Source organism: Clostridium beijerinckii (genome assembly GCA_003129525.1).
Taxonomy (GTDB): domain Bacteria; phylum Bacillota; class Clostridia; order Clostridiales; family Clostridiaceae; genus Clostridium; species Clostridium beijerinckii_D.
The window spans coordinates 2,636,458-2,662,544 of sequence record CP029329.1; the positions used below are offsets into that span (position 1 = coordinate 2,636,458).

Below are 26,087 nucleotides of genomic sequence, written 5' to 3' on the forward strand. Positions count from 1 at the left end.
ATAGGAGTGATTTGGATGAGTAGAGATATGAAACAAGTTAAGGAAATAGCTAAAAAACATAATATTATTCTAAAGGAAGAAACAATGCAGTTTAATGAATCCGGACTTGATTTTCAAGTTGTATTTGCACAAGATGAAAGTGGAACGGATTGGGTTCTTAGATTTCCTAGGCGGGAAGATGTTATACCCAGAACAAAGGTAGAAAAACAAGCATTAGATTTGATAAATAAATATGCTCAATCTTTTCAAGCACCAAACTGGAGCATTTACGCAGATGAGCTGATTGCTTATAAGAAGTTAGATGGTGTGCCAGCAGGAACTATAGATCATAATATAGGAAACTATGTTTGGGAGATAGATATTAACAATGTTCCAGAATCTTTTCACAAGTCTCTGGGTAGAGTGTTAGCAGAGCTTCATAGCATACCTAGTGATAAAGCTGCTGAACTTGGTCTATTAGTGCAAACGCCAGAAGAAGCAAGAATGTCAATGAAGCAGCGCATGGATGATGTAAAAGCAAAGTTTGGCGTAGGCGAGAAACTATGGAACAGATGGCAAGAATGGATTAATGATGATGAAATGTGGCCTAAGAAAACTGGACTGATTCATGGAGATGTACATGCAGGACATACTATGATTGATAAAGAGGCTAATGTGACCGGATTAATCGACTGGACCGAAGCTAAGGTTGCAGATATTTCGAATGATTTTGTTTTCAACTATAAGGCCTTTGGAGAAGAAGGACTAGAAGCTTTGATTCTTGCTTATAAAGAAGTTGGTGGATATTATTGGCCTAAGATGAAAGAGCACATTATTGAACTGGTTGCTGCTTATCCAGTTTCAATTGCTGAGTTTGCAATGGTTTCTGGTGTTGAGGAATATGTTCAGATGGCGAAGAAAGCATTGGAAGTGCAAGATTCGTAAGTGGCGTGAAGTAGTTATAGATAGCAAGAGAAAAAGTTAGTGTAATTGATTCTTTAATATATGTTTAACAGAGTGGTATATAATAATTATAAAAAGAATAAAGATAATTGAAATAATTAAGTTTTCTAAGGAGATATCAGTGAAAGTAGTTTCATTCATAAACTACAAAGGAGGAGTTGGAAAAACAACATTAGCATCTAATATAGCAGCAGATTTAGCATTAAGAGGTAAAAAAACAAAAAGAGATTAGTACTAATAAAATAGAATTTGATAATTTAGTTTCTAATATAGAAAGGTTTAATAAAAGAGAAGAGGCACAAAAATATATTGAAAGTTTAAAATTAAGAAAAGAAGATCTTCTTTCAATAGGAAAATTAGTTAATGCCAATATGTCAAAGAAAGATAATAAAACAAAGATAACTGAAAAAATAATTGATGCTACAGTAGGAGCTAGACTAAGGGCAGAGGCTATTAGTCAAATTGAGTTGTCAAGGAAGAAATAAAAATAAGAATTCAGAAGGTTTTCTTATATATAATAGATAAGAAAGAAAGTATCTATAGATAAAAAATATATAGATACTTTTTTTATCTGTATTAATTTTCTCAGAAGTACCCAAAGGAGAAAAATGTGAGAAAGAAAAGATTATTTCATATGTATCCAAGCCTAGAATTCTAATAGTATTGGTTGAACATCCTTTCGGAACACTAAAAATATGTAAATTAAATGTAGAAATGTGTTGTAGAGTATCGTATTATATATAAATAGGTATTAAACTCAAAATATGTATTAACTTTAATATGTATTTCTCAAAGTTCTTAATGAAATTATAATTAGCTTAATGTTTGTCAAAGAATTAACAATAATTATCAGCAATATTTCATGGTAAGTCTATTAGTAATTATAAAGCAGAACTTTCACATATCAAACCAAACTGTAATGTATTGTGAAATTACAGTCAATTATAGTTTAGATATATTAAGTCGATTAAAGTTAAATTAGGGTTCTAATACTAATTAAGAATCTGAAAAAATAAAAAGATACTATGAATATATTAAGAGAGGTGATTTGTATGAAACAATTATTATTTCATTCTGTCAATGAGGTGTATGCATATACACAAGATGCCAATATATTAAAAACAATGGGGATAATATTGTTTGCACCAGTTGAAATGGTGATAGAACTTTCCAAAAATGTCTCGCCAAATACGATATTATGTTCAACTAGCGGGGAATATACTTGTAATGGTTATAAAGATGGCGTAATTACAGGGTTTGAATATGATAAGGGAGAATCTAAAGTTGTAGAGATAGAATATCCTGCAATAAAAAGCATTGATATGTTAAAGGGTGCTTATGATAAAGTCAAAAATAATAAAAATGCTTTTATGCTACTTTTATGTGATGGGTTAAGTGGAACTGAAGAAAGTATATTATCAACGTTTTATTTTATACCTCCAGATTTTAAAATTATAGGTGGGAGTTCAGGGGATAACTTGAATTTTAAAGAAACCTATATTTACATAGGCGGTAAAAGGGTAGCTAACGTTAGTGTATTCTTTAATAGCAAAAGAAGGACATGTATATTAAAAGAAAATATATATACAAGTATAGGACAAACTCTATTAGTTACTGAAGCAGATGTGTTAAATAGGACAGTAAAATCATTCAATAATAGACCTGCAAGCACAGAATATGCAAGAGTTCTAGGTATAACGGAAAAGGAATTACCTAGTTTCTTTATGAATCATCCATTAGGAAAGAAATATGAAAATGATATATTTATTGCTTCTCCTATGAAGGTGAATAGTGATAAATCAATAACTTTTTATTGCGAATTAATGGAAAATACATTTGTAGATGTATTAAAGGCTGAAGATCCTATTGAAGTTTTAAAACAAACTATAAAGAGTGCACAGTTTAATCCTTCCTTCATATTTTCAGTTCATTGCATTTTAAGAAGTTTGAAGTTTATACAGGAAAAGAAATGGCCTGTCTTTGATAAGGAAATGATTAAATTTTGTAATAATATTACTGGATTTGTGAGCTATGGAGAACAATATTATAAAAATCATTCTAATCAAACAATGGTACTTTTGTTAATAGAGTAAAGGGGTAAAATTATGATAGGATTTAAGAAAAAACAAAGAAAAGAAAAGCATATTGCTAAAAATGATACAAGACAGCAGGCTTTAGAAAAAAGTAAATGGAGCAATTTAGATAATATTGGATATGTTTTTGAATTAGATAATGAAATTAAAAATAAAACCCAATTAGTATTAAAAGAAGAAGGGGAAATGACTGCTAATTTTAATTCATTGCTAAACAGTGAAGGGTATACAAAAGAACAAACACAAAGTGTTCAAGAACATCTGGAAAGCGTATCAAAGAGCAGCCAATATACAAAACAACTGCTAGAACAAGCTATTGAAAATTTAATTATATCTTCTAAGAGTGTAATTAATGCAAAATCTAAAAATGTCTCTATGGTTGGGGAAATGGATAATATAATTAATTTATTCTCACAATTCAATGTATTGTCTAACGAATTGCAATCCCAATATAGCCAAATAGAAAGTCTTGCTTCAATTATCTCTAATATAGCAAGTCAGACAAATCTACTTTCTTTAAATGCTGCTATAGAAGCTGCCCGTGCTGGGGAGCATGGAAGAGGATTCTCCGTTGTGGCTCAAGAGATAAAGAAACTTTCTGAAAGTACCCAACTGAACGCTAAGAGTATAATGAGTTCTTTAAAAACTATGACTGAAATCATATCACAGCTTAGTGAAAAAAGTAATGAGGGAATAAAAATATTACCCACAACTCAAGAACTAATAAAGAATTCTAGTATAATAATGGATAATATAGCTGCCAATGAAGATGAACTATTAAATAACCTTAAAAGCGTAATGAATTCACAAGATGATAATATATCCGAGATCTCACATATTAATATAGACTTGCTAAACATAGTAACTAAGACTACTCAAGATAATACTAAATTTGAAAGTTTAGTTTTAGGCGTACAAAAAAAAGCTGATTATTACCTTCATATTTTACACTACCTAAATCAGATAGACATTTTAAAAAAACAGATGTTAGAGAAATCTGGTTCATAAAAATAAATCTATAGCAACTTTAACACGACCTGTCTCAGAAGCACCCCAGTGGAAACAAGATTTTCCATATACAAGCATTGCACTAAATTCATATATTTGATGTAGCTTACCACATTCAATGTCTAATTTAGCATCTGTGGACAAACAAGAAGTTTCTTGTACATCGAATAATTCCTTCTTAACGCTCTTTTTTGACAAAAGGTGTTGATTTTTTCATAAAAGAGAACGATAATCTAAATATACATAAAAATGGATTTATATGGACGTATTTATTAGGATGGAGTGAATTTAATGTTTGTTTGGAAAAAGGGTAGACAGGCTATGGATGTAGATAATACTGAAAATGAAGTAATAAATTATAGTAATAGTAAAAATGAAATTAGTCTTTTAAAACATAATCAAAGATGTATAGTTAATAGAATAAGTGAAAAAATTGAAGAGACTGGTTTTGCAGCTGAAAACCTAATATCCCTTACACATGATATTTCTAAGAATGTAGAAATACAAAGGGAATCAATAGATAAGGTTGCCAGTGAAATTAGTAACTATTCAGCACTTGCAGAGGAAGTTTTCGCAAGTACAGAGAACTCAAAATTGATAGCTGAGCAAACAATGAGCATAGCAAGAGAAGGAAGTAAGGCAGTAGATAATTCTATACAAGCTATGAGTGAAATTCAAGTATCCGTACAAAATGGGAAAGATGTTGTAAACGACTTAAGCTCAAAATCAACTCACATAAATGAGATTCTTACAATTATAAAGGATATAGCAAATCATACTAATTTGTTATCTTTAAATGCTTCTATTGAAGCAGCAAGAGCAGGAGAGGCTGGAAGAGGGTTTACAGTTGTTGCTCAAGAAGTTAAAAAATTGGCTGAAAGAAGTGCTGAGTCAGCTGGACAAATTTCAAATACTATAAATGAGATAAATTTCTGTATAGATCAAACAATGGATGCTATGAATAAAAGTATGAATAAAGTGCTAGAAGGTAATGATATTGCAAATAATACTAAGCAAGTATTTAATGAAATAATTAACGCGGTGGGAACCACTAATAATGTAACTGAAGAAATTAACATAGCAATTTCAAAGCAAACTCAAGGACTTGAAAATATTATCTCTTCCACAGAAGAGGTGAATAAAACATCTGAAAATGTAATGGCTATGGTAGAAACAACATCACTAAATTCTCAGTATACAAAAACTTCTTTAAATATTCTTTCAGACGTATCAAAAGATCTTCAAAGTATATCTAATAGTCTTTTAGAAAAAATTGAAGAGGCAGAAAAAAGTGAGTCAACAGTTAGAACTTTTCTAAATGGAGAGCCTTTAAATTATGATCCACAGTTAGCATTTGATACTCAAAGCGCTCAAATTTTATACAATGTTCATGGAGGTCTGCTACTAATTAGCTCTACAGGAGAAATTACTCCAGGTATTGCTAAAAGCTGGCATGTATTAGAGGATAATCTGACATGGGTTTTTAGTTTGAGAAAAGGAGCTAAATTTCATAATGGTAGGGAGATAACTTCAGAAGATATAAAGTACACCTATGAGAGACTTTTAAGCCCAGCTTTAAAGTCTCCAAACAGTTGGTTTTTAGAGCAAATTGATGGAGCGATGGAATATTCTAATGGAATGGCAAAAGAAGTTAGAGGAATAAAAACAATAGATAGATATAGGATTTCTATTAAGTTAACAGGTTCTTACAGTGGATTTTTGCTTAACTTAGGTCAATATGTTTGTTCTATATTACCTAAAGAAGATGTTTTACAAGGAAAGATTACAGGTTGTGGGCCATACATAATAGAAAGCACGGATAAAGATAAGTGTGTACTAACTGCATTTAGAGACTATTTTGGTGGTATGCCATATGTAGATAAAGTGATTGTAAACTTTGAAGGGGAGAAGTCAGCCAATAGCCTTATTAATAAAGAGTGTGATTTTATTACAATTGATAATAAAAATCAAATAGAAGAATTATCTAGAACTAATGATTTCAATATAAAGTATAAGAGTGTTATGGGAACCTATTATGCTGGATTTAATTTATCTTCAAATTCCATTTTTGTTAAAGACAATGAAATTAGAAAGGCATTTAATCTAGCAGTAAATAAAAAGAGAATTATTGATGAAGTACTAGGTGGACTTGGTGAAGAGGCTAAAGGACCTATACCTCCAAACGTGGTTGATAACGAATATTTATCAGGATTTGGATATAATCCAAAATTAGCAAAAGATATTTTAAATAAAAAACATGCTTCAATAGGAAACACTAAACTTAAAATATTGATTAGAGATGAAAGTATGGAAACTGTTTTTAATAAAATAACTCAATTTATAATAAATGATTTAAAAGAAGTTGGAATTGAGTGTACTCTAGAGAAAATAAGCCCAGATAAGTATTTAAATCCTGAAATAATCAAGAAAAGTGATTTGTTCTTAAGTAGATGGATTTCAGATACTGGAGACATGGACAACTTCCTTCAACCAATGTTTAACCCGGCTAACTTTACAGATTTTACAGGATACAACAAGTCAGAAGTTGTAGAAATGATGAATAAAGCAAAGGGAATAATAAATCCTCAAAAGAGAATTCAAATGTATAAAGATATTCAGAAAATAATAGTAGATGATGCTCCTTGGATATTCTTATATCACCCACAAGTTGGATATACTTCAAGAGAAGGTGTAATTGGTGTAAGAGTTAGTCCTCTTGGAACAGTAAGATATGAAGATATAATTATAGAAAAATAAATTATATTTACAACTACAGGCAAATGTCTATACAAGCTCAGCAGATTAGAGGAAGTTGTAAAATTTTTATCAAGAATGCAGGAATTTTTTTATAAGGATGAATTTAAGATACATGAATAAAACCTAACATAAAACAACTTAATAAGGTTGATATATGTTAGGTTATTCTATCTTATATTTATCTATACACAAAATAATTTTTCGTGTAAAATGAAGAAAAAAGGGGTTGAGAAATATGAATGATAATAAAATAAACCGATCAAATAAAATTTTGGTTACAGTCACTTTTTTAGCTATGATTATTGTTAATGGACTTGCAAATATATTACCTATTAATGGTCAGACCACAGGTCAAGTATCAAATTACTATAAAAATCTATTTTCACCGGCAGCAATAACATTTGCAATATGGGGAATTATTTATGTTTTATTAGCAGGACATACATTATATCAACTTGGTATTTTTCGAGGAAATAAAAGTGAAATTAAGTCCAATTTATTGCACCGAGTTGGAATTTATTTTTCAATTTCATCTATTGCTAATGGAGCATGGATTTTTAGTTGGCATTATCACATGATTCCATTATCAATGGTATTTATGATTGTAATTCTTGTTTGTTTGATTTTGATTACAAAGGAAATAAATAAATATGAGCTTTCACTTAGAGAAAAAATTTTTATAAAATTGCCTTTTAGTGTTTACTTTGGGTGGATTACAGTGGCAACGATTGCAAATCTTGTAACACTTTTTGTAAGTATTGGATGGAATAGTTTTGGAACAACTGAATGGATGTGGACAGCTGTTGTAATCTTAATTGGAGCTATTATCGGAAGTGCAATAACAATAAAAAACAGAGATGTTGCATATGGATTGGTTATTATCTGGGCTTATATAGGAATACTCAATAAACACATATCACAAGGCGGCTTTGCTAGTTTATATCCTGGAATAATAGTTACAGTGAGTGTTTGTATTGTTTTATTAATAATTATAGAAGTTTATGTTTTTATGATTTATACGCACAATAAATAAGCTTACATTTTTATAATGTATTATTAAAAGTAAATAATACATTATAAAAGGTATTAGAGGAGATTTTGCATGTTCATTATAAATAAAATAGGTATAAAGAGTATTAAGATAACCTTAGCTGTCATTATATCATTATTAATAGGGCATTTATTTAAATTAGATTCACCTTATTTAACAGCTATTAATGCATTGATAGCTATACAAAGTACTATATATGATTCAGTTTCTTTTGGTAAAAATAGAATTTTAGGAACTCTTATAGGTGCTTCAATAGGTATTATCATTGTAACTTTTATTCATGATGATTTTATAATCACATCCATAGGAATTTTTATAATTATATATGTCTGTAATATGCTAAAACTAAAAAGTAGTATAGTCGTAGCTATCTCAGTATGTCTTTCAATTATAATTTTTCCTTCTCCCAATTATAGTGCAATTAATGCAACAGTAAGTACAACAATAAGTACAACAATAGGAGTCTTAATAGCAATAATTGTAAATTCAGTATTATCACCATTTGAACTTATAAGTAATATAAATAACTCTTATTATGATTTAAAGCAAAATATATTCTCTTTATATATAAAAATTTTTACTACGGATGAAACTATAGATACATATGACTTTAATTCAAAGGTTATGAATTTTAAATCTCTAGTAAATTCTTATAATAATGAATATTTTAAAATTAAAGATAAAAAGTTAAAATATCAACAGGTAAAAACTTTATTTGAAAATGTTGATGGAATCAGCTTTTTTATAGCTGTAATTATAGAATTGAGAGAAAATAATTTAAATGAAGTTAATGTTAATAGGAGTAAGAAATTCTTTCACCATGATATAAAAGCTTTAAACTACAAAGAAAGTCATGATGATGACTTATTTAACTTTCATGTAGATAAACTTTTGGATTACTTAGAAGCAATTGAGAATGTTTGATTATCTAACGAGTTAAATAATGAAGAAAAGAAAGGATTTTATATATGCTAAAGTTAAAAACTCCAGGAATGAGGACTATAAAAACCTCCTTAGTAGTGGCTATTTGCCTCATAATTTCCAAGTTATTAGATTTATATTATCCATATTATGTTACCATAACAGCTATTATTTGTATTCAAAACACTGTTAATGGGTCTTTCAAGACTGCTAAAAATCGTGTTCTAGGAACCATAATAGGTTCTCTTCTAGGAATTTCATGTGCGATTATATTCCCGTATGATCCTTTGATTGGTGGCATTGGAGTTTTGATACTAATATATTTTTTGAAAGTAATAAATTTAGAGGCTTCTTATACTGTTGCCTGCATTGTATTCTTAGCAATTTTTGTACCAGGCCAGGGCTCTTCTATAACTTACAGTTTACATAGAACTTCAGATACTATAATAGGAATATTAATAGCTTTATTTGTGAATTTGTGCTTATCTCCTCCACAATATGCTGATGATATTCATAATTTTTCTTATAACTTAATTGATGATTTACTTATAACCTGTGGTAACTTTTTTATTCATGATAAAGAAATAGAACTATCAAAAATTGGTGCTGAAATTTTAAAGATAGAAGATTTAATAAAAAATTACAAGCTAGATATAAGAAAAAGTAAAATTAAAACTATCGATAGTAATAAATTGAACCTTTTAATTCAAGACTCAAAGGAATTATATAATCATCTTGGTGTAATAAATGAGTTAAATAAGTTAGGGTATAATTGTACCTTAAATGAAGAAAATGCTGATTACATAAGAAATCTATATAATCATAATCTTCCTTTTGACAAATATGAAAAAACTCCGTGCAATGAAGCTTTTAATTACCATGTAAAGGAGCTTTTGAAATATCTTGATTGCTTTAAAAATTTAAATTTTAAATAGAGATTTTTTACTCAGTGAATGTATATGAGTCATGCCAAAATTCCCTGGGGTGTTATGAGCAAATAAAAAAGTATATTTGTAACAATTACAGGATATGATGAGAACAGAGTTCCTAAAGGTACTTCAGTTGGTGGGAAGTGTAAAGGAAGTGCAACATATCCAGTAACAGCAGCTACAATAGGGCAACGCAGTTGCTCTTTCATACAATGGGTTGAATTGGAAAAATATTTGTCCAATTCAACCCATTCTGTTTTATCGTAGAGATTTATATTTTTGTAATAGGCAAGCTGAATAAAGGTCATGCCTTAATTGTTAAAATACCAGGATATAAATGTCAACCATTCTTATCTTATCATTTTATGATAATCTACAGGTTTCTTAATGATAAAGAAGTTTTGACTGCCCAGTAAGATAAAAAATAAAAAAATATATAAGTTAAAGTTCTAAAAGAAAATATTATAAAGAATAAATCAATCTAATTAGATGGAAAATAAAGTAAAATGATATATAATATAATTGTTATGTTTATAAAGATAGTTTCATCAATAAATAGATATGAAATTCTATTAGATGATTGTTATATCTAGTAAAATATAGATTTAGCTTATAGAAAAGCCAGAGCGATTTTGTCAAGCTAAACCAAGTGTAATTTAGAGGAATAGCTGAAAGTTATGAAGCATAACTTTATATGTTCTCTATTTTAGTAGCTTTCAGGTAAAACTTGTATAGATTAATCAGTTGTTGAAGACGTTTTGTATATATAATCAATTATATGAGGGGGAAAAATTTTGATTGAAAATAAAATACTTGAACTAATTGAAAATGAGGACAAAAGAAAGCCATTAACTGATAGTGACATTGCTAGATTAATAAATACAACTAGAGAATATATAACTCAATTTAGAACAGAGAAAAATATAAATAATTCTCGCCAAAGAAAAGAAGCGATTTTACATAATGATATAAAGAAACTAATAATTGAAGATAAAGATATTTCAGACAGGCAATTATGTAAAAGGTTATCTCTTCTTGGATATGATATTTCTAGGTATTCTGTGACTAAGATAAAAAAATATATGATTGAGAAACTGTTTCCAGAGGATTTGGATGTGGTTGAAAGTGTGGCGGAAAACTTAACAGAAGTTAAATGTTTGGTAAACAAAAATATACAAGAAATAAGTAATAAAGAAAATATATATACAGCGAATCAAGAAAATAAGGAAAAGAATAATTATTTAAGAAAGATTATAGGATATCATGGTTCATTAAAAAATGTAATTAGTCAAGCTGAAGCTGCAGTATTATATCCTCCCCATGGACTTCATACGCTTTTGCTTGGACCATCAGGTGTTGGGAAAAGTTTTTTCGCAGAATCTATGTATAATTTTGCAATTAATTCTTCACACTTTGGGAAAAGTGCACCGTTTATAATATTTAATTGTGCTGATTATGTAGAGAATCCACAATTACTTCTTTCTCAACTATTTGGTTATAGTAAAGGTGCCTTTACTGGCGCTAATACAGAAAAAGTTGGTTTAGTAGAGAAAGCAAATAATGGAATACTATTCTTGGATGAAGTGCATAGATTGCCAAGTGAAGGACAGGAAATACTATTCTATCTGTTGGATAAGGGCAAGTACAGAAGACTTGGGGAAACTGAAAATAGCAGAACAGCCAATGTAATGATAATTGCAGCAACTACAGAAGATCCTAAATCATCCTTATTGTTAACATTTAGAAGAAGAATACCAATGATAATTGAAATCCCTTCTATTAATAACAGGCCAATTAATGAAAGATATGTATTAATAAAAAGTTTCTTTTCACAAGAATCAGCGAGAGTTGGAAAAGAAATTACCGTGCGTTATGAGGTTATTAGGTCATTGTTGTTATACAATTGTCCGGGAAATATAGGGCAGTTAAGAAGTGATATACAAGTTGCGTGCGCAAGAGGTTTTTGTAATTCATTAAGCAGTAATTCAAATGAAGTCGTTATTGACTTAAAAGATTTACCTAAGCATGTGCCCTTGGGGATACTAAGCGTTGAGGATAGAAAACTAGTGTCAGAAAATATTTTTAATGAAGATTTGATTGTTAATCCTAATGATGTTGTTACTCAGAAATCAAAAGATGATAGATATACGTTACCTGATGAAATATATAATAATATAGAGGAAAAGTATTATAAACTTGAAAAGCAGGGAATTAGTAAAGATGAAATTAATAAAATATTATGGAGTAAAATGGAATTTGATTTAAATAAATTTGCAAAAAACATAGAAGCGAATTTATTTTTTCCTAAGGAAGAGTTAAAAAATATAATAGATGAAAAGATATTAAATGTGGTTGAAAAAGTAACTAATATTGCTAAAGGATATATAGAGAATATCCAGGAAAATTTTTATTATTGTATAGCAATGCACTTAAATTCAACCTATGATAGATTAAAACAGGGGAGAGTAATAAAGAATCCTGAATCGGACTATATTAAAAAGGAATATTATAATGAGTATAGAATCGCAAAAATATTAACTAAAGAGATAAATAAAAGTTTAGACATTGAACTTCCGGAGGATGAAATAGGATTTATTGCGATGTACTTAAAAACGTTTTCTGTGGTAGAAAAAAATGTAAGCAGAGTGGCTGTTATTGTATTAAGCCATGGACATGTTGCTTGCGGTATGGTTGATGTAGCAAATAAGTTGTTAGGTACAAATCTTGCCGTAGGAATAGAAATGTCACTTGATGAAAATCCTCAAAGTTTGCTTGAAAGAACTATAGAGGTTGCAAAGAAAGTGCATGAAGGTAAAGGATGTTTATTATTAGTAGATATGGGATCCTTGGTTACGTTTGGCGAAATCATAACTAAAGAAACAGGAATTCCAACAAGGGTTATTGGTAGAGTAGATACAGTAATGGTATTGGAGGCTGTGAGAAGATCTTTAATTGAAAATAGTAATCTGTACGAAATTTCTAAGGCACTTGATGGAGATAAGGCCTATGTTGGAAAAGTACAAGGCGTAAAGAAATATATTAAAACCATAATTACAATATGTATAACTGGTGAAGGTACAGCTTTAAAAATAAAAAAATATCTTGAAGATGTATTGGGGAATTCAAATAAAAATTTAAATATTATACCAATTGGAATCATGAATAAAAATAATGCTCAAGATGAGATAATTAAGATGAGCAAAGATAATAATATAGCCACAATTGTTGGAACTATTGATCCTGAAGTAGAAAGTATTCCATTTATATCTTTTCAAGATATTCTGAAAGAATCAGGTAAATTACTGCTAAAAAGTTTACTTGGAATAGAGAATATAAATCCTTTAATAAATGTAATTGATGAGGAACTAATTCAGATTAAGGATGATATATTTACAAAAAGTGATTTAATAGATGAAATGTGCAATCTATTGATTACAAAAGGAAAGGTTAAAGAAAAATTTACAATAGGTGTATACAAGAGAGAAATGATGGGAGGAACTCTATTTGAAGGTACTTTTGGTATACCTCATGGTTTATCGGAGTTTGTAGAGAAATCATCCTTGTGTATTTTTAAACTTAACAATCCCATTTTATGGGACTATGATTGTAAGGTTGATGTTGTTATTATGTTGGCACTAAAAGAGAGTGATGGGAAAATAGTTAGGCAACTATTTGACACTTTATCAAGGATAGAAGTAGCTGATAAAATAAGACATGCAAATTCAGCTAAAGAAATTTCAGATATATTACTAAAAATATAATAATTATTTTTAAGTTATAAGGTAGAAAATATTAAATTCTACCTTTTTATTTTATATAAAATTATATATTACTTTTTCAACATAGTTTTGGCATGAAAATTGCTATATAAATATTGTGAAGATGTAATCATAGATGAAAACGTATATATAACTTACAAAAAGGAGGAAAATTAATGACTAGTAGTATTAAAGAATTTTTAAGAAGAGATTTAGTAGTAAATAACCTTGAAGCTAAATCAGCTGAGGACGTCTTTAAGAAGATGTCTCCCATATTGTTAGAAGCAGGATTTGTAGAAGATTCCTTTTTTAATGGGTTAGTAAATAGAGAAAACAAATTTCCAACAGGTTTATTACTTGGAAAATATAATGTTGCAATACCTCATACAGATGCTGTTCATGTCAAAAAACCAGCTATAGCTATTGCAACACTAAAAAATCCTGTGAAATTTAATTGCATGGATGGAAATGGAAGCGTGGATGTTAATATAGTATTTACTATGGCTTTAAATGAACCTCACAGCCAGATAGTAATGTTGCAGCAATTGATGTTTCTAATTCAGAATGAAAGTATTTTAGAAAATATGCTTCAAGCAAAAGATAGCGACGAAGTGTATGATATCGTTTCGAACTTTAATTGTAATTGCGAGTAAATAATAAGCAATTATTAAATTATAGAATTTTATTTAAGGAGGCAAAAAAATGGACAAACAGAAACTAATATTAGTAGCCTGTGGTACAGGAATAGCAACTTCAACAGTTGTATGTAAAAAAGTGGAGGATTTAATTAAAGTCAATGGTATTAATGCGAGAATTATACAATGCAAGATTTCAGAAGTGGGAGTTTATGAAGACCAAGCTGATCTTTTAGTAACAACTACAATTTCATCACGAAACTATAAATTTCCTGTAGTTAATGCCATAAACTACCTAACTAACATTAATCCAGGCAAAATTGACCAAGCAATTATTGAAGTTTTGAAATAAAAAAGATAGGCCACATTAAATGTGGACCTATATAAAAAATTAATTGGACTACTAATTATTATAGCACATAAAAATATGTATTTAAATTTTATGAAAGTAAATATAAATTGATAATATAAGGGGGAAATAGAATGTTATTAAATGTAATACAGTACATTTTGAACTTAGGACCTACAGTTATGCTGCCATTAACAATTACTATTATTGGTATGATATTTGGACAAGGATTTAAAAAAGCATTTAGGTCAGGTATTACAATCGGTATCGGTTTTGTTGGTATAAATTTGGTCATTGGATTACTTACAACAAACCTTGGTGGAGCCGCACAACAAATGGTTACTAGATATGGATTACATTTGAATATAATAGATGTAGGCTGGCCAGCAGCTGCTGCAATTAGCTGGGCATCCCCTATAGCAGCAATAATGATTCCAATATGTATGTTAGTAAATTTAGTAATGTTGGCTGCAAAGGCAACAAATGTAGTTGATATTGATATATGGAATTATTGGCACTTTACTGCTGCTGGTGCAACTGTATACGTATTAACTCATGGTAATTGGTTACTTGCTATTTTAGCTGGTATTTTATATGAAATTGCTGTTCTTAAGATTGCTGATAAAACATCTCCTATGGTTCAAGAATTCTTTGGACTTGAGGGAGTATCATTACCAACTGGTTCAACTGCTGCTTGCGGTCTTATAGGTATTCCTATTGTTAAAGTTGTAAGAAAAATCCCAGGCATTAAAAATTTAAAGGCAGACCCAGAAACAATTCAAAAAAGATTTGGTGTTTTCGGAGAACCTATGATGATGGGACTCGTTCTTGGTATTATACTAGGAATTCTTGCTGGTTATGGAGTAGATAAAATTCTACAAATAGGTATTTCAATGGCTGGAGTTATGTTCTTAATGCCTCGAATGGTTAGAATACTTATGGAAGGTTTAATTCCTGTTTCAGAATCAGTTAGAGAATTCTTACAAAAGAAAAACTTTGGTAAAGATAGAAAGCTTACAATTGGATTAGATGCAGCAGTGGCAGTTGGACATCCAGCAGTTATTGCAACAGCACTTGTATTAGTTCCAATCACACTATTTTTAGCTGTAGTATTACCGGGAAATCAGGTTTTACCATTTGGAGACTTAGCTACAATATGTTTCTATGTTGCGTTTATAGTCGGTGCAGCAAAAGGTAATATAGTTCACTCAGTTATAGCAGGTACAATAGTTATGGCATTAGGATTACTAATGGCAACAAATATTGCTAGTTTTCACACTCAAATGGCAACAATGGCTCATTTTACAATGCCAGAAGGAACATCAACTATTTCAAGCTTAGACATGGGTGGTAATTTCTTAAACTGGATAGTAATTAAGGTATTCCAATTATTCACAGGAAGCCTATAAAGTGAAACTTAGTTTCAGAGTGAGATAAAATTAAATAACTTAAATTGTTAAAGAGTGCTGAATGGTACTCTTTAGCAACATGGTCTATTTACAATGAAAGGATGATGGTTATAGTGGATGTAACAAATTTAAAAGCAGAAGAACTTATTGGAATGAATTTTGAGTGTGAATGCGGAAAAAATCATAGTGTAGAAATCAATTCGGTTAAGATAGGAATCAATATAATAGAACAACTGCCAGAGTTTCTTAAAGAATTTAAAAATAAAAAAATATTAATTGTACAAGATGTTCACACATATGCTGTGGCTGGAAAAAGGGTAGAAGAAATACTACGTAATGATTTTTTATTAAAAAAATATATATTTCCACAGGAACACCTGTTACCTGATGTGTATGCTCTTGGAAGAGTTCTTATGGAAATAGAAGATGATACAGCACTTATACTTGGCATAGGTTCAGGTGTTATAAATGACATCTGCAGGTTCGTGGCGTGCAAGGTACATGTGCCTTATGCCATAGTAGGTACTGCACCATCCATGGATGGTTATGCATCCGTAGTATCTCCTTTAATTACAGATGGATTTAAAGAGTCTCACAAAGCTATATATCCTTATGGAATATATGCGGATATTGAAATCATGAAGAATGCTCCAATGTATTTACTTTGTTCAGGACTTGGTGATGTATTAGGTAAATATATTGCTTTGGCAGATTGGTCAATTGCAAATCTCTTAACAGGAGAATATTACTGTAAGACTATTGCAGATATGGTTCAAGCTGCAGTAGATAAGTGTGTTGCTGCTGCACCAAGGATTCCTGAAAGGAATGATGAAGTTGTAAAAAATATAACAGATGCGTTAGTTTTGTCAGGAATAACTATAGGAATGGCAGGGGCTTCAAGACCTGCATCTGGTTCTGAACATCATATTGCCCATGGTTGGGAGATAATGTTTCATACAAGGAACAATGAAGAAAAATGGGTACATGGAAACTTTGTTGGAGTAGGTACAGTGGTTATGGCCATGGTATTTGAATCATTAAAGGATATAGATATAGAGAGTGTTATGGCTAAGGGAAGTTTCAGAACTTATGATATGAATAAATGGAGAAAAAATATTGAAAGCGTATTTGGTAAAGTGGCAGGTAATGTAATTAACTATAAGAAGGATGCAATCGAATTGAATCCAGATAAGAGACAGGAAAATGCAGAAAAGATAGCAGCAAGCTGGAAGGACATTCTTCATATTGCGCATACTATAGTACCAAGTTCTAATGACGTAAAAAAAATATTACAGGATGGGGGCTGTGTATGGCATCCTGAAGAGCTTGGAATTGATAAGAATCTATTTATTAAAACATTCATTGCAGCAAAGGATATAAGAACAAGATATGGTGTTGTGCATTTAATTGATGATCTTGGATTAACAGAACAAACTGCTAATTTAATTGCTGATAAATTATATAAATCCGAAAACATATAAGACAATTATATGTTTTAATTTGGAGGTAAAAATGAATGAGTTAAAAGATATTAAATGTTTTCTACTAGATATGGATGGAACTTTCTACCTTGGAAATACACTTATTGATGGTGCACTAGACTTTCTAGATATTTTAAAAAGTCAACAAAAGAAATTTATATTTTTAACAAATAACTCTTCAAAAAACAAATCAACGTATAGGCAGAAGCTTTCAGCACTTGGCTGCTACATTGATAAAGAACAAGTTTATACATCTGGTGAAGCTACTATATGGTATATGAAGAAAAACTGTCCAGGTAACAGGGTATACCTCATGGGTACAGAACCACTTATGAAAGAATTTGAAAATGCAGGATTTATATTAATTAAGGACAAAAATGACAAGCCAGATTATGTAGTTCTTGGTTTTGATACTACACTAACGTACGAAAAGATTTTAACAGCATGTGATTATATAAGGGATGGAGTACCATTTATAGCTACTCATCCGGATTTCAATTGTCCAATTGAAGATAGTAAATATATGCCGGATACTGGTTCTATGATAAGAATGTTTGAAGCATCTACAGGTGTTTCTCCTGTGGTTATAGGTAAGCCACATATATATATAGTAGAGGCTATAATGGAAAAATATGGTCTTGAAAAGGAAGATGTGGCAATTGTAGGAGACAGACTTTACACTGATATCAAAACTGGGGTAAATGCAGGGATAACTAGTATTCTTGTATTAAGTGGTGAGACATCAGAGGACATGCATGAAAAGTCTGACATAACTGCAGATTATGTATTCTCATCAATAAAGTACATTGGCGAAGAATTAAAGAAATTCTAGAAGAGATTTATTTAATTCTATATGTCAGAAAAAAATAGAAAAAATTCATTAAGTATGGCTGAAATCTCATAGACTCTGAGAAATTAAAACTATTTTAATATAATTGATTAATATTTAAACTGGGAGGTAATATTATGAGCATTATAACAATTATTGGAGCAGGCCAAATGGCATCTGCATTATCTTTTCCTGCAACAGAAAATAACAATGAGGTACGACTTGTTGGTACTCCATTAGATAGAGATATAATTAACACGGCAAAAGATACAGGTTTTCATACTACATTAAAACGCCAATTACCTAAAACAGGTATTGAATATTATCAAATTGAGGATGTAAATAAAGCAATAGATGGAGCTGAAGTTATTATTTGTGGAGTTAGCAGTTTTGGTGTTGATTGGTTTGCAGATAACATATTGCCTATTCTACCTGAAGATATTCCTGTTCTTTCAATAACAAAGGGAATGATTACTGAAGAGGATGGCAAAATGATTAATTATCCACAATACTTTTTAAGTAAACTTCCTTCTAATAAGAAACTTTCTATTAATGCAGTAGGTGGCCCATGTACTAGTTATGAACTTGCTGATAAAGATAACTCTGAAGTTGTATTTTGCGGAGATGACATAAATATACTTAGAAGGCTTAAGAGTTTGTTTGAAACATCATACTATCATATTAGCTTATCTACAGATATTGTAGGTGTTGAATGTGCAGTGGCCTTAAAGAACGCTTATGCCCTAGGTGTATCGCTAGCTATTGGACTAGCTATTGGAACTGATGGTTCTGGAAAAGAACATTATAATTCTCAGGCTGCACTTTTTGGACAAAGCATAAAGGAAGCAAAACATCTTCTTGAAATAGTCGGCGGTGGTGAAAAAAATATTATATATTTTGGTGGTGACCTATATGTAACTGTCTTTGGTGGACGTACTCGTAGAATAGGAACCTTATTAGGACAAGGATTGACCTTTGAAGAAGCTATGGAACAATTAAAAGGAGTTACATTAGAATCTGTAGTTATTGCTACTCAAGCTGCAAAGTACGTACGTTGTCTAGCAGAAAAAGGAATCGTTAAACTTAGTGAATTTCCGATGATAATTCATATTGATGAGATCATAAATTCCGGTGCCATAGTTGATATTCCATGGAAAGCCTTCGAATCAGAAAAAATATGATGGTAAAACACATTAATTTAAAGATGTTTGGAAATTTATAAATGGAGAATGGTATTATTTTGATTCAGATGGATAGTAACTTCAACACTTCGTGTTTCAGAAGTACCCCTGAAGGAAACAAGATTTTCCATATACAAGCATTGTACTAAATTCATATATTTAGTACAGTGCTTTTTTGCTAAGCAAAAATTAAAGAATACATTTTAAGGCAATATAAATTGCGAAGAAAGATAGCAAGTTTGGGAATGCTTCCCTCACAAAAGGGTTAGCGCCTTGTGAAAAATTGCCAGGTACAAGTTGTTAAATTGAACACAATAACTTCCATTTATGGCTATGACATCAGAGGCTATAATAAAACCTAAGAGATAAAGCATTAAGGAGTCTTTTTACTATTAATATATTTGTTTTTCCCCATGACCACATTCCACACAATAGCAAAGGCTGAAAATCAAAAAAGATGATTTTCAGCCTGTTATATTTATTAGGCATTTGTAGCAAGTGATACTCCCATATCAAAAGCTTTTTGACAATCAACAGGAAACTCATCAGCTTTATGTTTTGCTTTTTCTTCTTCCGAAAACTTAGAAGATTCGTATTTATCATAATCAGAGAATTGATAAGTATTATAACTATATAATGATTCTAGTGGCTTCCCTGTGGTTCTTGCAATCATATTTTCACGTAAAGTAAAACTTTGATTAACTCCAAATTGATTAATTTGTTCTTCTGTAGCATTCATAGTATAAATAAATCCTGCTGGTATTGTCTTAGGATAAACGGTTGGTATTTCATCGCTATAGATGCTATTTGAAAATAAGAAACGTTCTAAAAGTGCAGTCATTCCAGCTGTAATATTCATGTAATAAATAGGAGAACCAAAAATAACTGCATCTGCTGTTTTTAATTTTTCAAGAATAGGGGTTAAATCATCTTTTATTGCACACTTACCATGCTCACCGTCTTTTCTTTTACAGGCAAAACAGCTTATACATCCACTATATTTTAAATCATAAAGGTTTATGAGTTCAGTTTCTGCACCCTTTGACGCTGCACCCTCAAGAGATTTCTTTAATAAAGTTGCTGTATTCCAATTCTTACGGGGACTCCCGTTAATAGCGATAATTTTCATAAATGTTCTGCTCCTTTTCATATAAATTAATATTCATTTCATGATATAATTATATTACTAAATCAAAAATATACTAGTACGCAACTTTTTTTGACTAGGTATATTAAAATTGACTAAAGGAGATTTTTATTATGGACGATAGAACAAAGGATAAATCTACAAATAACCATCTACAATATTTACTTCAGGTAATTGGTGGCAAATGGAAATTACCTATACTATGTATATTAACAAAAAAAGAAGTAGTACGTTTTAATGAATTAAAAAGAGAACTTGGTGGAATTACTAATATGTCACTAAGTAACTGCTTACAAGAATTAGAGCAATATAAAATAATAAATCGTGTTCAATACCTAGAAATGCCTCCACGTGTGGAATACTCTTTAACTGAGAATAGCAAAAAGTTAATTCCTACATTAAAAGGTCTTAGTGATTGGGCAAAGGAACAAATAGAAATTAATATATAATTTGTTAAAAGTGTTAATTAAGAGGAGTTGCTAATCTTAAGCAATTCCTTTTTTGCATCTCATTTAGAGAAGTTTATCGTTGTGAGTTAACCACATATTAGGAAGATTATTGCATTTTTATATGCAAAAGTTCTCCTTTTATAGAAAAGATTATTTTTATATAATAATAATATAAGGGATAGGAGAGTGGAGTTCAAATGAGATTTAGTCAGATAATGAGTGACTTCATAGAAAATGAAGATTACTGTTCAATTGAATATTTTATTCACAAATACAAAGTATCTAAAAGAACAATTCAAAGTGACATTTCATATCTCATGAGAATTTCGACTAGCAAAGGATTTGAAATACATACTAAAAGGGGAGTGGGGTATTTATTAGAAATTAAGGACGATGAATTATTTGGGAAATTTCTTAAAACTTTAGATGAAAACATTGTTTTTAAGATAAAAGAAAGGCCATCTCAAGTACTGGCATTTTTATCAGTTCAAAATGAATACATTTCAATGGATAAAGTTGCAGATACTTTTCAAGTTTCTAAAACACTTATCAAGCATGATATTAAAGAGGTAGAAGAACTAGCTAAAGGCTATCATCTGGCGTTGGAAAAAAAGAGCCATCATGGAATCAGAATAGTTTCTTCAGATAGATATCTTAAAAAATACTTATGCAAGGAATATCAAACTCAAAACGTATTTGTTCGAATGGCAGTTGACGGTGTTGTAATGGACTTTTCACATGTTGAGTCTCAGTTGATAAGACAGATGAACAGAGAAAAATTAAATATTAATTATAATGAACTGTTAAATGTAATAGTTTTTCTAAAATCCATGGTATATGTTTCACTAAAGGGGGATATGCAGTGTGTCCAAGACTATGAATTTCATGAATCTAGTTCAATTGAGAAAATTGCTACATTATTAATTCATACGATGGAAAGGAAATATAAGGTATGTTTTGATAAGGATAGCGTTGAAGAATTAATCGAAGTTCTGCAGAAAAATATCCGTAGGAAAGATGCCTGTGTTTCCTTTACTGACAATCTGCTTGATGATATAGAAGTTTTTTTGAAAAAAACAGATAAAACTTATGATACTCACTTTTTTGAAGATCAGGACTTGAAACGGCTTCTGCTTTCACATATGTACCTGTTAGTAGACAGGCTTCGCAATAAAATTTCATATAAAAATGCTCTGGCCAATCAGCTAAGTATCACATATCCCTTGATATTTAATATAGCAATACAATTTTGTGATATTCTTCATGAGAAATATAATGTGGAATTTACCTTTGATGAAATCGGTTTTGTAGCTATGCATTTTGCTGCACATATGGTAAAGGAGAAACAGCTAAAGCTTCAATCTTACAATAAAATCTGTGTAGTATGCTCTTCTGGTGGCGGAAGTGCATATATGATTAAAATGCAACTTGAATCCGTATTTCCAAAGGCAGAAGTCAAAACCTTCTCTTTTTTGCAGCAGGATGAGCTGATCAGCTATAAACCCGATATTATTTTTACAGTTATACCAATATCTTATGATGCCCACATACCTGTCATTTATATAAAAGAGCTTCTGGATGACAAAGATTTATATAGAATTAGGCAGATTCTGGAGTGCGATGATTATGATCCCTATACGTTTATTAATGAAAACCCAATATACTATTCCTATTTTTCAAAGGAATTTTTCAATATAACAGAAGAAGATGACTATGAATATCTCATTAGAGAGATGGCAGAAGATCTTGAAAATAAAGAATATGGCAAGGAAGGATATGCAGACTTAGTTATGGAACGGGAGGCATTCGTAAGTACCGTTTATTTAAACGGCGTATGTATACCTCATCCTATTGAAACAGATGCTTTAAGAAATGCAATATCAGTCAGTATATTAAAGAAGCCCTTTCTATGGCGGGAAAAAGAAGTAAGGATTGTTTTTATGATTTGTTTAAAAAAGGAACAGGTAGAGGTCTATAAAGATATTACTAAAAAGTTATATCAGCTTATGAAGGAACCAAAATACTTGGAAAGAGTGATTAATGTTAAATCTTTTGAAGAACTTATAGCGGTGATGAAAGAGATGGGAGGTGTTAATTATGAATGATATTTTATTAAAAGCATTAAGTAATGCAGACAGTATAGCTTCTCATGAAAATGAAGTCAGGGGAATTTTATACAAGGAACTTGCAAAATATAGTGATGATGTTTTTTATGATAATATTGGAAGCATTATATTTCATAAAAAAGGGAAAGGTGAGGAGCCACTTAAAATTATGTTCTGCGCCCATATGGATGAAGTGGGATTTATGGTTCGTAGTATTTCTGATATCGGTTTTATATATCTTATGGCTGTCGGCGGTGTACAGGATAAAAGCAAAGAAATGCAAATGGTTAGGTTAACAACCTTTACTGGCAAAAAGATAGAAGGGCTGTTAAATGTTACGAAAGATAGTGAAGGAAATGTAAAAGATATGTACGTTGATATTGGATGTGACACTTTTGATGAAGTTAAATCATTGGGCGTAGAGATAGGTAATATGGTCTGCTTCGCCAGTGAAGCAAGACAATTATCAAATGAAAATGTTTATATGGGCAAAGCAATGGATGACAGGGCCGGATGCTATGTTATTGCCGAGGTCATAAAGAGGATGAAAGATGATTTGGAAAACGATGTCTATTTTGTTGGGACAAGCAGCGAGGAAGTCGGAACTCGGGGAGGGAAAACTTCAGCTTATATCATCAATCCAGACATAGTATTTGCCTTAGATGTAGCAAATAATCCAGAACTTACAAAAAATTATTCAAATCATCGTCTTATTGGAAAGGGAACAATGATTGTGCATTATGATAAGACCATGTCTCCTAATGTAAAGCTCCTAAGGTATGTCATGAATATGGCGGATAAAAAAGGAATTCCATATCAATGCGATATGTTTAGCGGGGGAGGAACTGATGGTGGAAATGCCCATTTAGATCGTGGAGGAAAGCTGGCATTGGTCTTAGGAATACCATTGAGATATTGCCATGGCGCATATTCTCTTGTCCATGGTGATGATTTGGAAAATTTAATTAAACTTGTATATGAGTTGTGTTATGGTTTAAAACGTAAAAATTATGAAAAATTTATCGATTTTTTAGGAGGATATGAAAATGACTGAAGTAGAACAAAACATTATTATGGAAATGATTTCTTCCGCTGGTGAAAGTAAGGCAAAATCTTTTGAAGCGTTAAAAAAGGTAAAGACGAGAGAGTATGATGAGGCTCGTAAATTATTAATTGAGGCCAGAGAGGCAGATCTGGCTGCTCATCAAATTCAAACAAAGATTATCACTGCAGAACTGTCAAATAGCGACAATAAACCGGAAGTTGGGTTATTAATGGTACATGCACAAGACCATTACATGACAGCTCAATTAGCCAGAGATCTAATTGAGGCGTTAATAAATGTATTTGAAGAAAGGGAGGAAAAATAAAATGAAGATTGTATTATGTTGTGCAGGTGGCTTTTCAACGACTATGCTTATGGACAGTATGAAAAATACCGTTAAAAAAAGTGAAAAACTTAAAGATGAGGATTTTAAATTCACTGCAATTCCTGTAGATATTCTAGAAAGTGAAGTAGAAGGGTGTGATGTTGTTGTTATTGGACCACAAATTGCACATAAGGTGGATTATATTAAATCAATCATTGACCCATATGAGATTCCTTACATCATTGTTGATAAGGAGACTTATGGCAAGATGGATGGAGCGACTGTATTAAAAAAAGTCCTTATAGAACGTAAAAAAGCTGATATGAAAAAAATAAAGTAAGGAGGTTGAAAAATGTTTGAAAAGTTTGAATCTTTTATAAATAAGTACTTAGCACCACTTGCTAATAAGATGGATAAAGAAGTTCATTTGAGCGCTATTAAAAAATCAATGGTAGCTTTAATGCCTTTATTAATCATTGGTAGTTTTTGTTTGATTCCAGAAGCTATTCCTAATATGATTGGTGAGAATAATCCAATATCTCAATGGATATTAGCTAATCTTGATATTATATATATTCCTTACAACGTAGGTATGGCACTGATGTCCTTATATGCTACAGCTTTTATAGCTTATCATCTTGCAAATTCCTACAAGCTGGATGTTCCAGGGTGTATCAGTATGGCGGTTATCTCTTTCCTTATGATGACTGTTGATTATACAAAAGATGGCGGAATTATGACTAAATATTTAGGACCTAAAGGTCTGTTTGCAGCAATGTTTGCTGCAATTATTGCAGTGGAATTATATCGCTGGTGTAAAAAGAAAAAATTCACAATTAAGATGCCTGATTCAGTACCGGATTTTGTTTCAAGATCTTTTGAAATGATTCCAATATCAATTATTATTATTGGTTTCTTCTTAATTATTCGTATTGTGTGTGTGAATGTGTTTAATATTATGCCTCCATTAATTTTTACAAGCATATTTGCACCATTAGTAGGGTCTATGGACAATCCATTGTCTTATACATTCTTAAAGATGCTACAATGTTTGCTATTCTTCTTTGGAATTCATCCTTCTGTATTGAGTCCAATTACAACTCCTATTTCTACTCAGTTCCTGGCAGAAAATATAGCTAACTATAAAGCTGGATTAGCCATGACCCATTTCTTTGCCCCAGGTCCAGAGTCTGCATTTGGTAACTTTACAGGTACAGGAATAACATTTGGTCTAGTATTCTGGTGTTTATTATCTAAATCAAAGGCCTTAAAGCAGATAGGACGTGTTGCATTAATTCCTGCGTTATTTGGAATCAATGAACCAATATTATTTGGTGCTCCAATTGTATTAAATCCTATATTCTTTATTCCATACGTTATTTGCGGTGGAATTATAGGAACTATCCCTGGCTGGATGATGAAATTTGGAGCGCTAAGCTGTTCATTCTTTACACCTCCTTATGTGGGTGTTTTCTTAGAGGGATATCTGACTAATATGGATCCAATGTCCATTGTTGCTAATGCAATTCAATTAGTCTTATCCATTGTTGTATGGTATCCATTTTTTAAGGTATATGAAAAACGTTATCAACAAAAGGAAAATGATAAGAATAACATGTCTAAAGAAGATGAAGAAATCTTAAAGGATCTTGATTTGGACTTCTAAAAAGAAA

The 26,087-nt window shown here is 30.8% G+C and carries 23 protein-coding genes; 22 read left to right on the forward strand and 1 reads right to left on the reverse strand.

The annotated features are described in order from the left end of the window. Window positions 1-15 precede the first annotated feature (15 nt). The 16 genes from mph(B) to DIC82_11870 all read left to right on the forward strand — a co-directional run bounded on the left by mph(B) (window position 16) and on the right by DIC82_11870 (window position 19,419). A complete protein-coding gene (gene mph(B) / locus DIC82_11795) occupies window positions 16-924 on the forward strand; it encodes an Mph(B) family macrolide 2'-phosphotransferase (GenBank protein AWK51655.1) in 909 nt (302 codons plus the stop codon). A 139-nt stretch (window positions 925-1,063) separates the two neighbouring features. Further along, a complete protein-coding gene (locus DIC82_11800) occupies window positions 1,064-1,174 on the forward strand; it encodes a hypothetical protein (GenBank protein AWK51656.1) in 111 nt (36 codons plus the stop codon). Between the two features lie 820 nt (window positions 1,175-1,994). Further along, window positions 1,995-3,035 (forward strand): hypothetical protein, encoded by a 1,041-nt coding sequence (locus tag DIC82_11805; protein AWK51657.1) that lies wholly within the window; start codon window positions 1,995-1,997, stop codon window positions 3,033-3,035. A gap of 12 nt (window positions 3,036-3,047) precedes the next feature. Then, window positions 3,048-4,043 (forward strand): chemotaxis protein, encoded by a 996-nt coding sequence (locus tag DIC82_11810; GenBank protein ID AWK51658.1) that lies wholly within the window; start codon window positions 3,048-3,050, stop codon window positions 4,041-4,043. A 291-nt stretch (window positions 4,044-4,334) separates the two neighbouring features. Continuing rightward, window positions 4,335-6,800 (forward strand): chemotaxis protein, encoded by a 2,466-nt coding sequence (locus DIC82_11815; GenBank protein AWK51659.1) that lies wholly within the window; start codon window positions 4,335-4,337, stop codon window positions 6,798-6,800. Between the two features lie 235 nt (window positions 6,801-7,035). Then, the gene (locus tag DIC82_11820; protein AWK51660.1) at window positions 7,036-7,833 is read left to right on the forward strand and encodes a lantibiotic ABC transporter permease; all 798 of its coding nucleotides are present in this window, start codon (window positions 7,036-7,038) and stop codon (window positions 7,831-7,833) included. Window positions 7,834-7,902: 69 nt separating this feature from the next. Continuing rightward, window positions 7,903-8,775, forward strand: a complete 873-nt coding sequence (locus DIC82_11825; protein AWK51661.1) for a hypothetical protein — start codon at window positions 7,903-7,905, stop codon at window positions 8,773-8,775. A gap of 44 nt (window positions 8,776-8,819) precedes the next feature. Further along, on the forward strand, window positions 8,820-9,707 hold the full coding sequence (locus DIC82_11830; protein ID AWK51662.1) for a hypothetical protein: 888 nt from the start codon (window positions 8,820-8,822) through the stop codon (window positions 9,705-9,707). 788 nt (window positions 9,708-10,495) lie between these two features. After that, window positions 10,496-13,462 carry a transcriptional regulator gene (locus tag DIC82_11835; protein AWK51663.1) on the forward strand — a complete coding sequence of 989 codons (2,967 nt, stop codon included), beginning with the start codon at window positions 10,496-10,498 and terminating at the stop codon, window positions 13,460-13,462. 173 nt (window positions 13,463-13,635) lie between these two features. After that, window positions 13,636-14,112 carry a PTS galactitol transporter subunit IIA gene (locus tag DIC82_11840; GenBank protein AWK51664.1) on the forward strand — a complete coding sequence of 159 codons (477 nt, stop codon included), beginning with the start codon at window positions 13,636-13,638 and terminating at the stop codon, window positions 14,110-14,112. A 49-nt stretch (window positions 14,113-14,161) separates the two neighbouring features. After that, on the forward strand, window positions 14,162-14,446 hold the full coding sequence (locus DIC82_11845) for a PTS galactitol transporter subunit IIB (GenBank protein AWK51665.1): 285 nt from the start codon (window positions 14,162-14,164) through the stop codon (window positions 14,444-14,446). A gap of 131 nt (window positions 14,447-14,577) precedes the next feature. Next, a complete protein-coding gene (locus DIC82_11850) occupies window positions 14,578-15,852 on the forward strand; it encodes a PTS galactitol transporter subunit IIC (GenBank protein ID AWK51666.1) in 1,275 nt (424 codons plus the stop codon). Between the two features lie 101 nt (window positions 15,853-15,953). Continuing rightward, a complete protein-coding gene (locus DIC82_11855; GenBank protein ID AWK53082.1) occupies window positions 15,954-17,333 on the forward strand; it encodes a sn-glycerol-1-phosphate dehydrogenase in 1,380 nt (459 codons plus the stop codon). A gap of 31 nt (window positions 17,334-17,364) precedes the next feature. Further along, a complete protein-coding gene (locus DIC82_11860; protein ID AWK51667.1) occupies window positions 17,365-18,165 on the forward strand; it encodes an HAD family hydrolase in 801 nt (266 codons plus the stop codon). 134 nt (window positions 18,166-18,299) lie between these two features. Next, entirely contained in the window at window positions 18,300-19,343 is a 1,044-nt protein-coding gene (locus DIC82_11865; protein ID AWK51668.1) for a glycerol-3-phosphate dehydrogenase, read from the forward strand. Between the two features lie 37 nt (window positions 19,344-19,380). Continuing rightward, entirely contained in the window at window positions 19,381-19,419 is a 39-nt protein-coding gene (locus DIC82_11870) for a hypothetical protein (protein ID AWK53083.1), read from the forward strand. Between the two features lie 405 nt (window positions 19,420-19,824). Here the strand turns inward: DIC82_11870 and DIC82_11875 are convergent, their stop codons facing one another. Next, window positions 19,825-20,472, reverse strand: a complete 648-nt coding sequence (locus DIC82_11875) for a flavodoxin (protein AWK51669.1) — start codon at window positions 20,470-20,472, stop codon at window positions 19,825-19,827. Between the two features lie 131 nt (window positions 20,473-20,603). On the opposite strand from DIC82_11875, the gene DIC82_11880 reads away from it, so the two are divergent. The 6 genes from DIC82_11880 (at window position 20,604) to DIC82_11905 (ending at window position 26,080) form a co-directional block, all read left to right on the forward strand. Beyond that, window positions 20,604-20,939: a transcriptional regulator gene (locus DIC82_11880; protein ID AWK51670.1), complete on the forward strand. Its 336-nt coding sequence runs from the start codon at window positions 20,604-20,606 to the stop codon at window positions 20,937-20,939. 197 nt (window positions 20,940-21,136) lie between these two features. Beyond that, entirely contained in the window at window positions 21,137-23,044 is a 1,908-nt protein-coding gene (locus DIC82_11885) for a transcription antiterminator BglG (GenBank protein AWK51671.1), read from the forward strand. After that, window positions 23,037-24,098 (forward strand): aminopeptidase, encoded by a 1,062-nt coding sequence (locus DIC82_11890; GenBank protein AWK51672.1) that lies wholly within the window; start codon window positions 23,037-23,039, stop codon window positions 24,096-24,098. Before DIC82_11885 ends, DIC82_11890 begins: the two co-directional genes overlap by 8 nt. Continuing rightward, a complete protein-coding gene (locus tag DIC82_11895) occupies window positions 24,091-24,414 on the forward strand; it encodes a PTS lactose/cellobiose transporter subunit IIA (GenBank protein AWK51673.1) in 324 nt (107 codons plus the stop codon). The genes DIC82_11890 and DIC82_11895 overlap by 8 nt, the downstream gene beginning before the upstream one ends. Before the next feature lies 1 nt (window position 24,415). After that, entirely contained in the window at window positions 24,416-24,754 is a 339-nt protein-coding gene (locus DIC82_11900; protein AWK51674.1) for a PTS sugar transporter subunit IIB, read from the forward strand. 12 nt (window positions 24,755-24,766) lie between these two features. Beyond that, the gene (locus DIC82_11905) at window positions 24,767-26,080 is read left to right on the forward strand and encodes a PTS sugar transporter subunit IIC (GenBank protein AWK51675.1); all 1,314 of its coding nucleotides are present in this window, start codon (window positions 24,767-24,769) and stop codon (window positions 26,078-26,080) included. Window positions 26,081-26,087 lie beyond the last annotated feature (7 nt).